This is a genomic window from Streptomyces sp. NPDC052012 (assembly GCF_040689265.1).
In the GTDB taxonomy this organism is placed as follows: domain Bacteria; phylum Actinomycetota; class Actinomycetes; order Streptomycetales; family Streptomycetaceae; genus Streptomyces.
On sequence record NZ_JBFAXA010000011.1, the window covers coordinates 116,558 to 129,020 of the forward strand.

General features: G+C 70.5%; 13 protein-coding genes and 1 tRNA gene. 10 read left to right on the forward strand and 4 right to left on the reverse strand.

The window, feature by feature from the left end; translation table 11 throughout:
• Positions 1 to 90: 90 nt before the first annotated feature.
• The 7 genes from AB0412_RS19755 to AB0412_RS19785 all read left to right on the forward strand — a co-directional run bounded on the left by AB0412_RS19755 (position 91) and on the right by AB0412_RS19785 (position 4,515).
• Positions 91 to 1,095, forward strand: a complete 1,005-nt coding sequence (locus tag AB0412_RS19755; RefSeq protein WP_366403858.1) for a winged helix-turn-helix domain-containing protein — start codon at positions 91 to 93, stop codon at positions 1,093 to 1,095.
• A gap of 69 nt (positions 1,096 to 1,164) precedes the next feature.
• Entirely contained in the window at positions 1,165 to 1,446 is a 282-nt protein-coding gene (locus AB0412_RS19760) for a type II toxin-antitoxin system Phd/YefM family antitoxin (RefSeq protein ID WP_366403859.1), read from the forward strand.
• 2 nt (positions 1,447 to 1,448) lie between these two features.
• Positions 1,449 to 1,730, forward strand: a complete 282-nt coding sequence (locus AB0412_RS19765) for a type II toxin-antitoxin system RelE/ParE family toxin (protein ID WP_366403860.1) — start codon at positions 1,449 to 1,451, stop codon at positions 1,728 to 1,730.
• Positions 1,731 to 1,860: 130 nt separating this feature from the next.
• A complete protein-coding gene (locus AB0412_RS19770; RefSeq protein WP_366403861.1) occupies positions 1,861 to 2,892 on the forward strand; it encodes an SMI1/KNR4 family protein in 1,032 nt (343 codons plus the stop codon).
• A 470-nt stretch (positions 2,893 to 3,362) separates the two neighbouring features.
• Positions 3,363 to 3,656: a hypothetical protein gene (locus tag AB0412_RS19775; RefSeq protein ID WP_366403862.1), complete on the forward strand. Its 294-nt coding sequence runs from the start codon at positions 3,363 to 3,365 to the stop codon at positions 3,654 to 3,656.
• Between the two features lie 222 nt (positions 3,657 to 3,878).
• Entirely contained in the window at positions 3,879 to 4,319 is a 441-nt protein-coding gene (locus AB0412_RS19780) for a PASTA domain-containing protein (RefSeq protein WP_366403863.1), read from the forward strand.
• Between the two features lie 67 nt (positions 4,320 to 4,386).
• Positions 4,387 to 4,515: a hypothetical protein gene (locus tag AB0412_RS19785; RefSeq protein ID WP_366403864.1), complete on the forward strand. Its 129-nt coding sequence runs from the start codon at positions 4,387 to 4,389 to the stop codon at positions 4,513 to 4,515.
• A 216-nt stretch (positions 4,516 to 4,731) separates the two neighbouring features.
• On the opposite strand, the gene AB0412_RS19790 is transcribed toward AB0412_RS19785, so the two are convergent.
• From AB0412_RS19790 to AB0412_RS19800, 3 genes are all read right to left on the reverse strand, one after another.
• Positions 4,732 to 4,804: transfer RNA gene (locus AB0412_RS19790), tRNA-Arg, on the reverse strand.
• A 75-nt stretch (positions 4,805 to 4,879) separates the two neighbouring features.
• Complete coding sequence (locus AB0412_RS19795) at positions 4,880 to 6,613, reverse strand: IclR family transcriptional regulator C-terminal domain-containing protein (RefSeq protein ID WP_366403865.1); 1,734 nt, start codon at positions 6,611 to 6,613, stop codon at positions 4,880 to 4,882.
• Positions 6,614 to 6,739: 126 nt separating this feature from the next.
• The gene (locus AB0412_RS19800; protein WP_366403866.1) at positions 6,740 to 8,125 is read right to left on the reverse strand and encodes a M6 family metalloprotease domain-containing protein; all 1,386 of its coding nucleotides are present in this window, start codon (positions 8,123 to 8,125) and stop codon (positions 6,740 to 6,742) included.
• A gap of 261 nt (positions 8,126 to 8,386) precedes the next feature.
• On the opposite strand from AB0412_RS19800, the gene AB0412_RS19805 reads away from it, so the two are divergent.
• On the forward strand, positions 8,387 to 9,040 hold the full coding sequence (locus AB0412_RS19805) for a TetR/AcrR family transcriptional regulator (RefSeq protein WP_366403867.1): 654 nt from the start codon (positions 8,387 to 8,389) through the stop codon (positions 9,038 to 9,040).
• A 164-nt stretch (positions 9,041 to 9,204) separates the two neighbouring features.
• Complete coding sequence (locus AB0412_RS19810; RefSeq protein WP_366403868.1) at positions 9,205 to 10,746, forward strand: MFS transporter; 1,542 nt, start codon at positions 9,205 to 9,207, stop codon at positions 10,744 to 10,746.
• Positions 10,747 to 10,846: 100 nt separating this feature from the next.
• Here the strand turns inward: AB0412_RS19810 and AB0412_RS19815 are convergent, their stop codons facing one another.
• Complete coding sequence (locus AB0412_RS19815) at positions 10,847 to 11,362, reverse strand: MarR family transcriptional regulator (protein ID WP_366403869.1); 516 nt, start codon at positions 11,360 to 11,362, stop codon at positions 10,847 to 10,849.
• A gap of 111 nt (positions 11,363 to 11,473) precedes the next feature.
• Here AB0412_RS19815 and AB0412_RS19820 point away from each other — a divergent pair, with 111 nt between their 5' ends.
• Positions 11,474 to 12,259 (forward strand): class III extradiol ring-cleavage dioxygenase, encoded by a 786-nt coding sequence (locus AB0412_RS19820; RefSeq protein ID WP_366403870.1) that lies wholly within the window; start codon positions 11,474 to 11,476, stop codon positions 12,257 to 12,259.
• Positions 12,260 to 12,463: the final 204 nt, after the last annotated feature.

Consider the following 12,463-nt stretch of genomic DNA (forward strand, 5'->3'; position numbering starts at 1 on the left):
GAGCGGCGGGGAGCGGTCGTTAATGTTTCGCACGGGCGCGAAAGGTCCGACGGCGCGGGACGAGTCCGACGGGTCCGGGAGGGGGCCGGGATGGGGTGGTGGCAGGTCAGCGCGGACACGCTCGCCGGAAGCCGGTTCGTGTTGTCGCCGCTCGCCGAGACCTTCGCCGGTCTGCGGTTGCTGCACACCGCCGACGCCGCGCACCCCGGTGAGCGGGAGTGGCTCACCGCCCATCTGCCCGCCTACAGACACCTGCTGGCCGACGAGCCCGTGCTCGCGCTGCTCGTGCGGTCCGGGCTCGGGGCGGAGTGGATCGCGGACTTCCTGACGCCGACACCGCGCGGTGGGGAGGGCTTCGAGGAGGAGGTCGCGCGGGTGCGCGCGGTGTCCGGCGCGGACGCCCGCGGGCACCTGCGGCTCTCCCTCGGCGGTCCGCTGCCCGGCGCCCTGGACCGGGACGACCTGCCGGACCTCGCCGCGCGGCTCCTGACGTACGTCTGGCAGGAGGCCGTACGCCCCTGCTGGGAGCGGCGTCGGCGTGTGCTCGAGGCGGATGTCGTCGCGCGGGTCGCGCAGGTCGGGCGCAGTGGCTGGGCGGCGGCGCTGGACGCGCTGCGGCCGGGGACGCGGTGGCTCGGCGGGAACCGGCTCCAGGTGAACCTGCACGAGTTCCCGCCGCGGGAGATCTCCGGTGCCGAGCTGGTGTTCGTGCCGGTGACTCCGCAGCGGGTGGGGTGGGTGTCGTGGGAGGGCAGGGAGCGGTACGCGCTGGTGTATCCGTGCACGGGTGCGCTCGCGGACGGCGGGGGCGGGCCGGCGGCGGTGCCGGTGGGGCTGGGGGCGTTGCTCGGCAGCGCGCGTGCCCGGGTGCTCGTGCTGCTCGCCTCGCCCATGAGTACGAGCCATCTCGTCGCCGTGACCGGGCAGGCGCTCGGCTCGGTGGGCCGGCATCTGCGGGTGCTGCTGGATGCGGGGCTGGTGGAGCGGTGGGGCAGGGCGGGGCGCTCGGTGCTGTACGTGCGGACGGCGGCCGGGGACGTGATGGTGGAGGCGGCGGCGTCGGGGCACGCGGGCCGGGCGGGCGGCGGACGGTGACCGGAGTGGCCCAACCGGTCGCGGGGGCGACAGGGGATGAGGCTCATGTACATCTGTTACATCAATGACATGAGTGATCCGGTGGTTGAATCCATGGCCCAGGTCCGCAGCCACCTCGCCGACGTGATCGAACGCGCTCGCCGGGAGGAAACCCCGACGATCACCACCCGGCGCGGCAGGCATGAAGCTGTCGTGATCGACATCCAGGAGTACCAGCGCCTGCGGCAGATCGCCGAAGAGGCCGAAGAGGCGTGGCTCAACCGGCTGGCCGACGAAGCCGAGTCCGAGGGTACGGAAGGGTCGGTCTCGCTCGAAGAGATGGCCGCCTTGCTCCGGGCCCATGAGGACTGACCGTGGGGCACGTCACGCGCTTCACGCCGTACGCCCAGCGGGACATGCTCAAAATCCCGCGCCCGGATGCCCTGCGTATTCTGTATCGCCTCACTGAACTTCAGAAGGCGATGGACGCGGGTGACACGACTGCGTTCGACATCAAAGCCCTCCAAGGGCTCAACGCTCGTTGGCGCCTCGGGATTGGTGACTACCGCATCGTCTACACCGTCGAGAACGGCCAACTCATCGTGTGGGTCCTGGCCGTCGGCAACCGCCGCGACGTCTACCGCCAGGTTCCGTAGGACTCCACCACACAGCTGGTGTCGGCAGCCCGCCGTGTGACGCAGGAGCACGCGCCCTTCGTTTCGTCTGTCCAGGAGAAGCCCGAGGTCAGCGGCTCGTTGTCGGCGGCATGTGTTTCACTCGCTGGCCATGGACGAACAGGAACTGCTCGACGCCGTTACCTCCTTGGTCCGGCCGGGCGGGCGGGAGTTGGTGTGCGGCCGGTCCGGGCACCCGGCGGGGCATGTATGCCTGGAGGTTTCCGACGCGATCGGCCTGTCCACTCTCGTCAAGGAGTTCAGCCGTTGGTGCGGGCAGCTGCGCAACCTCGTCATGGGCGGTTACGTCGATCCGACGGTGACCGAGCGGACCGGGCTGCCGCTCCTTGTTCCTTTCGCCGGGGAACTGGTCGAGATGCGCGGATGGGCGTCCGGCAATCGGTGGATCGGCTGCGGTGTGATCCGGGCCGGGGACGGCGAACAACTGGTGGTGCTCGTGGCGGAGCGGGCTGCACCGTCGCCGGATGCACCGCCGGAGGGAGCTTCCTGGAGGGACCCTCTTCTCCGTGTCACACGTGGGGACGCACGGGACGCCGCGCGGCCCTGGGCGGCGATCGAAGGGGATGGTCGTACGTGGGTACAGCGAGTGATCGAATTGACCGGGTGGGAACCGCTCGGGATCTCCGTCGACTGGGCGGCGATCGAAGGAGAGCTGGGGGTCCCGCTGCCCGCGGACTACAAGGAGCTCTACGAGGCGTTCGGCGGCGGCGTCTTCAGTGACTCCGTCTACTTTCTGGGGCGCGACGAGGGTGTCTCGTTCGACTTCCTGACACAGTGGCGGGCCTGGCTGTCGGCCGACCAGGACGACAAGTTCGGAGACGTCTCCGCCGTCGACCCCTTCACGATCTACGCGCCGGGCGGCAAGGGGCTGGTCCCCTGGGGCTCCACCGAATGGGCCGACGGGTACTTCTGGCTGATCGACGCCGAGCGGCCCGGCGATTACCCCATCCTTGCGCGGTCCGATGACGGTGACGCATGGCACCGGTACGACATGTCCACCTCTGAGTTCCTCTACCGCATCCTTGCCGATGCCGATTTTCGACCTTTCGGCATCGCGCAGTACGACCTCGCCGCGACGTTCACTCCCAGCTCCGGCGGCCCCTTCGAGGGCCGGCCGCTCTGACGAGAGACGCAGGCCGTCTCACGTTCGCAGTGGATGTCAGCGCGTCTGGATCGCTATCTGGACCGGCTCCAGCGCCATCAGCCGGGGGATCGCCGCCCGGATCGCTGGGGGCGGCTGCTGCGCTTGGTCCTCGTCGCTTCAGTCGCCGGATCCGTCAAGGGCCTGCCATGGACCACGAACTTCGCCCTCGGCCTCGCCGCCCTGTGGCTCCTGTCCGCGATCTGTATCGGGCTGCGCCTGCCCGATGCCGCCATCCCGGTCAAGCCCGAGCCGGACGCCCCCGAGCGAAGAAGACCGACTTCCCGCCCTCGTCCCGGACGGGCACAACCGGCAACCGCACCTGGGTGGGCAAGCTCCCCGCTCCCAAGTAGCCCCGTCCCAAGTAGCCCCGTAACGACCTGCACCTATCCCATACACGCGGACCGGGCGTAGCAGTACGATCCGGGCCTCGCGCAGTCCTGGGGGACACCATGTTCAAGAGATGGCAAGTCATCGTCGGCTCGTTGGTCGTCGTGGTCGCAGTGGCTCTTGGGGGCTGGCTGCTCTTCCGGCCGACGTACGACGATGTCGTCGAGGACTGCATCGCCGCAATCGAGGAGCGGCCGAAGGGCGACCGCAGCAAGCCGGAGGCCTGCGACGGCGTGAAGGAGGACGACTACTCGCTGATCGACTTCCATGAGCACCTCGACGACCAAGGCGTCTGGAACGAAGACGGCAGTGTGAACCTGGAGAACCTGCTGGAGGACCCGGACGATCAGCCGTAGCCGCTGACTGCACCCGTAGTTGCATTCCCACCCGCGCGGGGGCCATGTGCGTACCCACACACGTCCGCGCAGGGCGCCAACCTGAATCGCTCACCCTGTGCGGGTTGCTGCTGGCTGCTCTCTCTGCGCGGACCCGTTCGTCACAAAACAGACACAACGCAAACATCGTACGTACACACACAGCATCCTGGCCCCTCAGTAACCATCCCTGGGGGACGAACCATGCGCATCCGCTACACCATCGGCGCCCTCACCGCCGCAGCACTGCTCACCCTCACCGCCTGCGAAGGCACCGAGGACACCGGCAGCAGTAAGCCCGACACCTCCAGCCAAGAGGCCAACGACCAGGCCAAGACGGACATCGAGCCGAGCCCCGAGGCCGAGACCGCCGAGAGCGACACGGCCGGCGACACCGACACCGATACCGGAGCCGCCGAGACGGCGGAGCTCCCCGACCTAGTCGGCATGGACCTCCAGGCCGCACAAGACGAAGCGCAAGGCGCCGGCTTCTACTTCCTCGACGACCAGGACGCCAGCGGCCAGAACCGCCTCCAGGTCCTGGACCGCAACTGGGTCGTGTGCAGCCAGGAGCCCGAAGCCGGCACCCACCCCACGGACACCAAGGTGACCCTGTTCGCGGTCAAGGACACCGAGAGCTGCTGACCCACCCCTGATCTGGCCCGGCCGTTCTCCCCGTACGGTCGGGCCTTCTTCATGCCCGGAGGTGACCATGGGCCTCAACGGCGGCCACCGCCCGGTCACCGAAGAGGACAGCCAGACCGTACGCCGCCTCGCCGCACAGGGCCTCGGACGGGACGCCATCGCCGTGGCCACCGAGGCCCGCTTACGGTCCACCTGATCTACGACATGCTCGACGACTCCCGGCATGTCGTGCACGAACTCCCGCAGATCACCCGGTGGGTGGCGTGCGGCATCGACTACGGCACCACGAACGACTTCGTGGCGCTCCTGGTCGGCATCGGAGGTGGACTCTATATGGACTCTGGGTACGAACAAGGCCCCCCGTTCGAATAAACGAAGGGCCCTGCATTGCTCTGACCTGCGGCGCAAGCTGTGCCCCCGGCAGGATTCGAACCTGCGACACCCGCTTTAGGAGAGCGGTGCTCTATCCCCTGAGCTACGAAGGCAGGCCATGGTGGTGGCCCGTGGTCGTGGTGACCACAGGCGTCAGGGTACCGGATGGCTCGTCGTGGGGTGGGGGGTCAGGTCAGGGGGATCGGGGTGAAGCGGCCGGCGGTGTGGAGGTCGGTTTCGATGGCGGTGACGGTCTCGCGGAGGGCGGGGAGGAGGCGGGCCCTGCAGGAGTCCGTCGTGTGGCGGGAGACGTGGGTGGAGATGTTCACCGCGGCGATCGTTGTGCCCGTGCGGTCGTGGACAGGGACCGCCAGGGAGCGCAAGCCCTCCTCCCACTCCTCGTCGACCAGGGCGTAGCCCTGGGAGTGGATGGTGGCGAGGGTCCGGGTCAGGGTGGAGGGGTCCGTGATCGTGCGGGGGGTCAGGGGGCGGAGGGGGCCCAGTGTGCGGTGCTCCGGCGGGGTCGCGGACAGGAGGACCCGGCCCAGGGAGGTCGCGTAGGCGGGGAGGCGGGTGCCCACCGTGATGTTCACGCTCATGACGCGGGGCGTGGACGCCCTCGCCGTGTACTGGATCTCCTCGCCCGGTTCCACCAGGATCGCCAGCGACGCCGACTCCTGGGTGCGGTGCGCCAGCGCGGTGAGGTGGGGCTGGGCGATGCGGGGGAGAGTGGTGCGGGACAGGGGAGGGAAGCCGAGGCCGAGGACCCGGGGGGTCAGGCGGAAGCGGTTCTCCTCGGCCCTCACCAAGCCCTCGTGCTCGTACGTGAGCAGGGCTCGGCGGGCCGTTGCTCTCGCCAGGCCCGTCGCCTTCGCGACGTCCGACTGGGTGAGCTCCGGCCTGCCTTCGTCGAACGCGGTGAGTACGGTCAGGCCGCGCGCCAGCGATTCCACGAAGTCGCGGCCCAGTTCCTGTTTGGACGCCGTCGTCCAGGTCGCCAGGTTCGAGGGGGACGTCCCGGGGGAGGGGGGCGGGGCCGTGCGCAGGGTGTTCTCCATGGCGGACACGGCCGTGCGCAGGTGGGGGAGGAGCGAGGCGCGCAGGTCCTGTGCGGTGTGGCGGCTCGTGTGGCTCACCACGCTCGCCACGCACGCGATCCGGCCCGTCGCGGGATCCCGTACGGGTACCGAGACCGCCACCAGGCCCGGTTCGATCAGCTGGTCGTCCAGGGCCCAGCCGTTCCTCGCCGCTTCCGCCGTACGGCGCTCGAAGTCCGTGTCGGGAGCTTCGTGTTCGCGGGGTGGGACCGCCGGGAAGGTGCGGTCCGTCGGGTCCGCCGACATCCGCTCCCGCCACGCCGCCCAGTCCTGCCCCGTCCATTCCGTCGCGAACAGCGGGCCCGGGGCCGTGCGTTCGGCCGGGAGCAGGTCACCGATGCGGAAGCTCAGGGACATGGCGCGGCGACGGGTCGCCTGGTGGATGAAGCGGATGCCGTCGCGGTCGGCGACCGCCAGCGACACCGACTCGTCCAACTCGTCGGCCAGGGCGTCCGCGTGGCCGGACAGCAGTGACGGCAGGCGCAGGGCGGCCAGGTAGGCGTTGCCCAGTTCCATCAGGCGGGGGGCCAGCGTGACGTCCCGGCCGTCCACGCGGACGTAGCCCATGCGGGCGAGGGTGGACGTGATCCGGTCGACGGTGGAGCGGGCGAGACCCGTGGACCGTTCCAGCGCGCTCAGGCTCAGCGTCCCGTCGGGTGCGTCCGTCAGACGGCGCAGTACGGCGATCCCGCGGAGCAGCGGCGTGACCGCCTCGGGCGGGGCATCACCCCGTCGGCCCGCGCCGAGCCGGCCGGGGTCGCCGGGCTCCTCCCGGAGGTCACCGGGCTCCTCCCGGGGGGCGTCCTGCGTGGTCTTGGCGGGCATCGGTTCTCCGGTACGGCGATCGCGGCAGGCCTACGGTAGTCCGCTCGGCGCCGCCCACCCGCGTCTGTACGCCGGTACCGGGCCGGTGCTGCCGGTACGCCGGTGTACGGCCCCTTCCCCCTCACCTCAGTCCCGTGCCTCCACGCCCTCCTCCCGGGAAACCCGCACACGGAATTCCCCACTGCCCCGCACCTCCCCCTCCGCGTCCTCCCCGCCTTCTCCGTCTTCCCCCGCCGCTTCCGCCCGCGCCTCCGGCACCTCCACCACCGTCACCCGCACCCCTTTCCCCCGGTCCACGAAGCTCTGCCCCTGCCTGAACGGCGCGTCCGACAGTTCCGCGTGGACGTTCGGGCTGCGGGTGCAGCCGCCGCTGTCGCGCTGGGCGTCGTAGACGGTGATCGGGCCCATGCCGGTGTCCACGTTCGCGTCGACCTTGTAGATCAGGACGCCGGGGCGGCACACGGCCTCGTCGTTGCCTGCCTGGGTGCGGACCTCGACGGCGTACCCGGTCCGGCCGTCCAGCGGTACGAAGACGAGCTTGGGGCCGCCCTCCCGGGCCAGCGGGGTGAGGGTGTACTCCCTGGTGCCCCGGCCGGCCGCGCAGTGGACCTGGGACGCGTCCAGCCAGCCCAGCTTCCACTTGTGCCAGGCGAGGAGATCGTTGTTGGCGCCCCAGTCCTCGCTCATGATGTCCCAGTGGCCGACCGCGCCGCCGCCCTCGGAGGTGTAGAGGTCGGGCAGGCCGAAGACGTGGCCGTTCTCGTGCGGCAGCACGCGGTAGCCGGTGTCGCCGTAGGTCCCGGAGCCGTCGTCCTGGCGGGAGTAGACGAAGGAGGCGTTGGCGACCGGGACGCCGTCCGCGGTCGGGGCTTGGCTGTTGCCGGCGAAGGTGACGGACAGGACCGTGTCGAGGGCGGACGGGCCCGCGTTGGGGGTCACCAGCACGTTCAGCAGGTCGTACTCCTGGAAGTCCACCTTGGGGTCGGCTGCCTCCACGATGTCGCGGACCAGTTCGCGGTAGCCGGGGTCGAAGGGGGCGCCGCGCTCTATGCCGTAGGCGCGGAACGACTTGGGCATGCGCAGCCAGTCGGGGACGGGGATCTCGGGGCGGTAGTCAAGGCGGCGGTAGGAGCTGGTGCGGAACCACTGCTGGGTCTTCGGGAAGAACTCCCGGTAGCGGTCGAGGGCGTCACCCTCGCCGGGAGCGTCGGAGAAGTCGATCATCAGCGTGAGGGCGCGGACCGTGCCGGTGGAGCGGGTGTAGCCGGGTGCCGTCGGGATGCCCTCGGACATCTGGACCTCGCGGGTGCTGCTGATCAGGCAGGGGCCGTGCGCGGAGGTGCGGGACAGGACGCTCGGGACGGCTCCGGATCCGGCACCGGAGGCCGAGGCGCCGGGGGAGAGGCGGCTGTTGCCCGCCGAGGTGCTGACGGCGAGGGTCAGGGCGGTCACGCATGCCAGGGCGGCCAGGCGGCGCGGGGATATGGCGCGTCTGCTCGGCTGCGGCTGCATGCGGGGACCTCCGCTCCACACGGCAGCCGCCGGTCTCCGGCTGCACCCTCTCGATCACCCTGCGTCGCCGGGTGCGCGGGCGCTCGCTGGAGAGGCCGATCGTGCGGTTTCCAGCCGGTAGCTTGTGATTCAGGTCACAAGAAGATTTCCCGAGGGAGGGAAATAACCGGGGACGCTCTCCCCGTTTAGACCTGTGTCCGCGCGAAACGGGGAGCCTCTCCCCGGATCGCCACACCGAAGCAGCAACCACAGGAGCGCACCGTGCAGACCGCAACCCCCGTAGCGCGCAAGGCGCCCCGGCCGCGCGCCGACGCCCTGCGCAACCGGGAGCGGATCGTCACCGCCGCCCGGGAGATGTTCGTCGTGTCCGGCCCGGACGTGCCGCTCGACGAGATCGCCCGCCGGGCCGGCGTGGGCAACGCCACGGTGTACCGCAACTTCCCCGATCGCGACGCGCTCGTGCGCGAGGTCGTCTGTTCCGTGATGGACCGTACGGCTGAGGCGGCCGAGCAGGCGCTCGCGGAGACCGGGGACGCCTTCGAGGCCCTGGAGCGCTTCGCGCACACCGCCGCCGACGAGCGGATCAGCGCGCTGTGCCCGATGGTCTCCAGCACCTTCGACCAGCACCACCCCGATCTGGAGGAGGCCCGGCGGCGCGTCGAGAACCTCGTCGTACGGCTGATGGACCGCGCCAAGGCGGCCGGTCAGCTCCGTGGCGACGTGGAGTTCGGCGATCTGCTGGTCGGTATCTCCCAGCTGAGCCGGCCCCCGGCCGGTACCGGTTGCGAGAACTCCGACCGCTTCGACCGCTTCGTCCACCGGCATGTGCAGCTGCTCCTGGACGGGATGCGGGCCCCGGCCCCGTCCGTCCTGCCGGGCACCGCCGTCACCATGGAGGATCTGCGCCGGCCCTGACCTGGCACTGACGAGTCCCGACCGAGTCCCGACCGCATACCGACGCCCTTGGCCGTCAGCGCTGACGAGGGCTGACAAGAGCTGACGAGCCTCTCCTTCACGACGCCCTTTTTCTCCACCCAGTCCCGAAATTTCCGTCACGAAGTCCCGAAGTGGGTACCCCCATGTCTCAAACAGCCGCGAAGGCTCCGGACAGCACCCTCGGTGCTGTCGATCCCAACCGCTGGAAAGCGCTCGTCTTCATCGCGCTCGCCCAGCTGATGGTGGTCCTCGACGCCACCATCGTGAACATCGCCCTGCCCTCCGCCCAGCAGGACCTGGGCATCTCGGACGGCAACCGCCAGTGGGTGGTCACCGCGTACGCCCTCGCCTTCGGCGGTCTCCTCCTCTTCGGCGGCCGGATCGCCGACCTGTGGGGCCGCAAGCGCACCTTCGTCCTCGGTCTGGCCGGCTTCGCCGCCGCCTCCGCGCTGGGCGGCGCGGCCACCAACGAGGCGATGATGTTCGGCTCCCGCGCCCTGCAGGGTGTCTTCGGCGCGCTGCTCGCGCCCGCCGCGCTGTCGCTGCTCGCCGTGATGTTCACCGACGGCAAGGAGCGCGCCAAGGCGTTCGGCATCTACGGAGCGATCGCCGGTGGCGGTGGCGCCGTCGGCCTGATCCTCGGCGGTTTCCTCACCGAGTACCTCGACTGGCGCTGGACGTTCTTCGTGAACATCCCGTTCGCCGTGGTCGCCGCGGCCGGTGCGTACTTCGTCATCCGTGAGCCGAAGGGCGGCCGCAACCGCTCGCCGCTCGACGTCCCCGGTGTGGTGCTGTCCACCCTCGGTCTGGTCGCGCTGGTCTACGGCTTCACCCGGGCCGAGTCCGACGGCTGGAGCGACGCCGTGACGGTCGCGATGTTCGTGGCGTCCGCGGTGCTGCTGCTCGCCTTCGTCGTCGTCGAGTCCAGGGTCAAGGCGCCGCTGCTGCCGCTGCGCGTGGTCACCGAGCGCAACCGGGGTGGGGTCTACCTCTCGCTCGGCCTCGCGATCATCGCGATGTTCGGTCTGTTCCTGTTCCTGACCTACTACCTGCAGATCGTCAAGGGCTACTCGCCGGTCAAGACCGGTTTCGCCTTCCTCCCGATGATCGCGGGCATGATCACGGGCTCCACCCAGATCGGCACCCGGCTGATGACCCGGGTCGCGCCCCGGCTGCTGATGGGTCCGGGCTTCCTGGTCGCCGCGCTCGGCATGCTGCTGCTGACCCAGCTGGAGATCGGCTCCTCGTACGCGGCCCTGCTGCTGCCGGCGATGCTGCTGCTCGGCCTCGGCATGGGTACGGCGTTCATGCCGGCCATGTCCCTGGCCACCCTGGGCGTCGAGCCCCGGGACTCCGGTGTCGCCTCCGCGATGGTCAACACCTCGCAGCAGGTGGGCGGCGCGATCGGTACGGCCCTGCTGAACACGATCGCCGCCTCGGCCACCACGTCCTACCTCGCCGACCACCTCGGCGGTGCCACGAGCCGGTCCCAGCAGCAGCTGGTCCAGCTGGAGGCCATGGTGCAGGGCTACACCAGCGCGATCTGGTTCGCCGTCGGCATCCTCGTCGTGGCCGCGGTCATCGCGCTGACCTTCGTCAACGCCGGCCGTCCGGGCACCACCGCGGTCACCGGGTCCGCCGAGACCGCCGACGACGAGGTGGCGGTGCCGGTCGTCGCCCACTGACACCGGTCACCGTCCCAGGGGAACCCCTTCGGGCCCCGCGTACGGACGAGGAGGGGACGCCTCGCCCGTACGCCTCCCGGACCTGCCCCGGCTGTCGCGTCTAGCGCAGCCAGGGCAGGTCCGCACCCGCTTCCTTCGGCTGGAGTCCCTCGGCGACGATCCGCATGATCTCGCCGAGGGACTTCTGCTGTTCCGGGGTGAGCCGGTCGAAGACCGCCTGGCGTACCGCCGCCACGTGGCCCGGCGCGGTCCGGCGCAGCACCTCGTAGCCCTCGTCGGTGAGCACCGCGAACTGGCCCCGTTTGTCGGAGGGGCAGTTCTCGCGGCGCACCCAGCCGTGCTTCTCCAGGCGGGCGACCGCGTGCGAGAGGCGGGAGCGGGTGATCTTCGCGTGCATGGCCAGTTCCGTCATCCGCAGCCGCCGCCGCGGGGACTCGGCCAGCTTCACCAGCAGGCCGTAGTAGACGTGCGGCATTCCCGCGTCGTGCTGGAGCTGGCGGTCGAGATAGTCCTCCAGGAGGGTCGTGGCCTCGATGTACGAGCGCCAGACGCCTTGCTCCCGGTCGGTGAGCCAGCGGGGTTCCTCGGTGGGTGCGGAAGCGGGTGCCGTGTTCATGTATCCACTCTACGGGGCCACTTCTTGAACTTTAAACAAAGCTCTCGTAAGGTCGAGGGAGGAAGTTTAGAGTTGAAGTAAGTCCGGGAGTGCCCGGAGGGAGCCGCCGTCATGACCGCCGTGATCCGGGACCGTATGCCCGCCCTCTACCTCAGCCACGGCGCCCCGCCCCTGGCCGACGACCCCGTGTGGCCCGGCGAACTGGCCGCCTGGTCGGCCGGGCTGCCCCGCCCGAAGGCGATCCTCGTCGTCTCCGCCCACTGGGAGGAGGCCCCCCTCGCCCTCGGCGCCACCACCACGGTCCCGCTCGTCTACGACTTCTGGGGCTTCCCGGAGCACTACTACCAGGTGACCTACGGCGCCCCCGGCGCGCCGGCCCTCGCGGACTCCGTGCGCAAGCTGCTGCGCGCCCCCGGCCTCCCGGTGCAGGACGTGCCCGACCGGGGCCTCGACCACGGCGCCTACGTCCCCCTCGTCGAGATGTACCCCGAGGCCGACCTCCCCGTGCTCCAGGTCTCCATGCCGACGCTGGACCCGGTCCGGCTGCTGGAGATCGGGCGCAGGCTCGCCCCGCTGCGCGACGAGGGCGTCCTGATCATCGGCTCGGGCTTCTTCACCCACAACCTGGCCGCACTGCGGCAGGGCGGCGTCCCCGCCTGGTCGGCGGAGTTCGACGACTGGGGGCGGCGGGCCCTGGAGTCCGGCGACGTGGACGCCCTGCTCGACTTCACCCGCAAGTCCCCGGCGGGCCTGCTCGCCCACCCGCGCACCGAGCACTTCGCCCCGCTGTTCGTGACCATGGGCGCCGCCGACGCGGCCGGTGACCTCGGGGAACAGAAGTCCGTGATCGACGGGTTCTGGATGGGGCTGGCGAAACGCTCCGTGCAGTTCGGCTGAGCGCCGTTGCCACGGACGCCGGATCGGCGCCCGTGGCAACCATCAGGCCGTACGGGCCGTCTAGCAGGGTGGGAGAGCGGCCGAGGGCGGTGCTCCGCCCGGGTGAAGACCGCCGGGTCGAAGATGATCGGCGTCTTCCGTACGCAGTGGCTGTACGGGCCGGTCAGGGGCCGGACGCACGCCCTCCGTCCCCCGCCTGACCTG

What these genes read in the sequence shown, in the direction of transcription:
- AB0412_RS19755 (WP_366403858.1), top strand. Translation starts at nt 91, where the DNA reads ATGGGGTGGTGGCAGGTCAGCGCGGACACGCTCGCCGGAAGCCGGTTC.
- AB0412_RS19760 (WP_366403859.1), top strand. Translation starts at nt 1,165, where the DNA reads ATGAGTGATCCGGTGGTTGAATCCATGGCCCAGGTCCGCAGCCACCTC.
- AB0412_RS19770 (WP_366403861.1), top strand. Translation starts at nt 1,861, where the DNA reads ATGGACGAACAGGAACTGCTCGACGCCGTTACCTCCTTGGTCCGGCCG.
- AB0412_RS19775 (WP_366403862.1), top strand. Translation starts at nt 3,363, where the DNA reads ATGTTCAAGAGATGGCAAGTCATCGTCGGCTCGTTGGTCGTCGTGGTC.
- AB0412_RS19780 (WP_366403863.1), top strand. Translation starts at nt 3,879, where the DNA reads ATGCGCATCCGCTACACCATCGGCGCCCTCACCGCCGCAGCACTGCTC.
- AB0412_RS19785 (WP_366403864.1), top strand. Translation starts at nt 4,387, where the DNA reads ATGGGCCTCAACGGCGGCCACCGCCCGGTCACCGAAGAGGACAGCCAG.
- AB0412_RS19795 (WP_366403865.1), bottom strand. Translation starts at nt 6,613, where the DNA reads ATGCCCGCCAAGACCACGCAGGACGCCCCCCGGGAGGAGCCCGGTGAC.
- AB0412_RS19800 (WP_366403866.1), bottom strand. Translation starts at nt 8,125, where the DNA reads ATGCAGCCGCAGCCGAGCAGACGCGCCATATCCCCGCGCCGCCTGGCC.
- AB0412_RS19810 (WP_366403868.1), top strand. Translation starts at nt 9,205, where the DNA reads ATGTCTCAAACAGCCGCGAAGGCTCCGGACAGCACCCTCGGTGCTGTC.
- AB0412_RS19815 (WP_366403869.1), bottom strand. Translation starts at nt 11,362, where the DNA reads ATGAACACGGCACCCGCTTCCGCACCCACCGAGGAACCCCGCTGGCTC.
- AB0412_RS19820 (WP_366403870.1), top strand. Translation starts at nt 11,474, where the DNA reads ATGACCGCCGTGATCCGGGACCGTATGCCCGCCCTCTACCTCAGCCAC.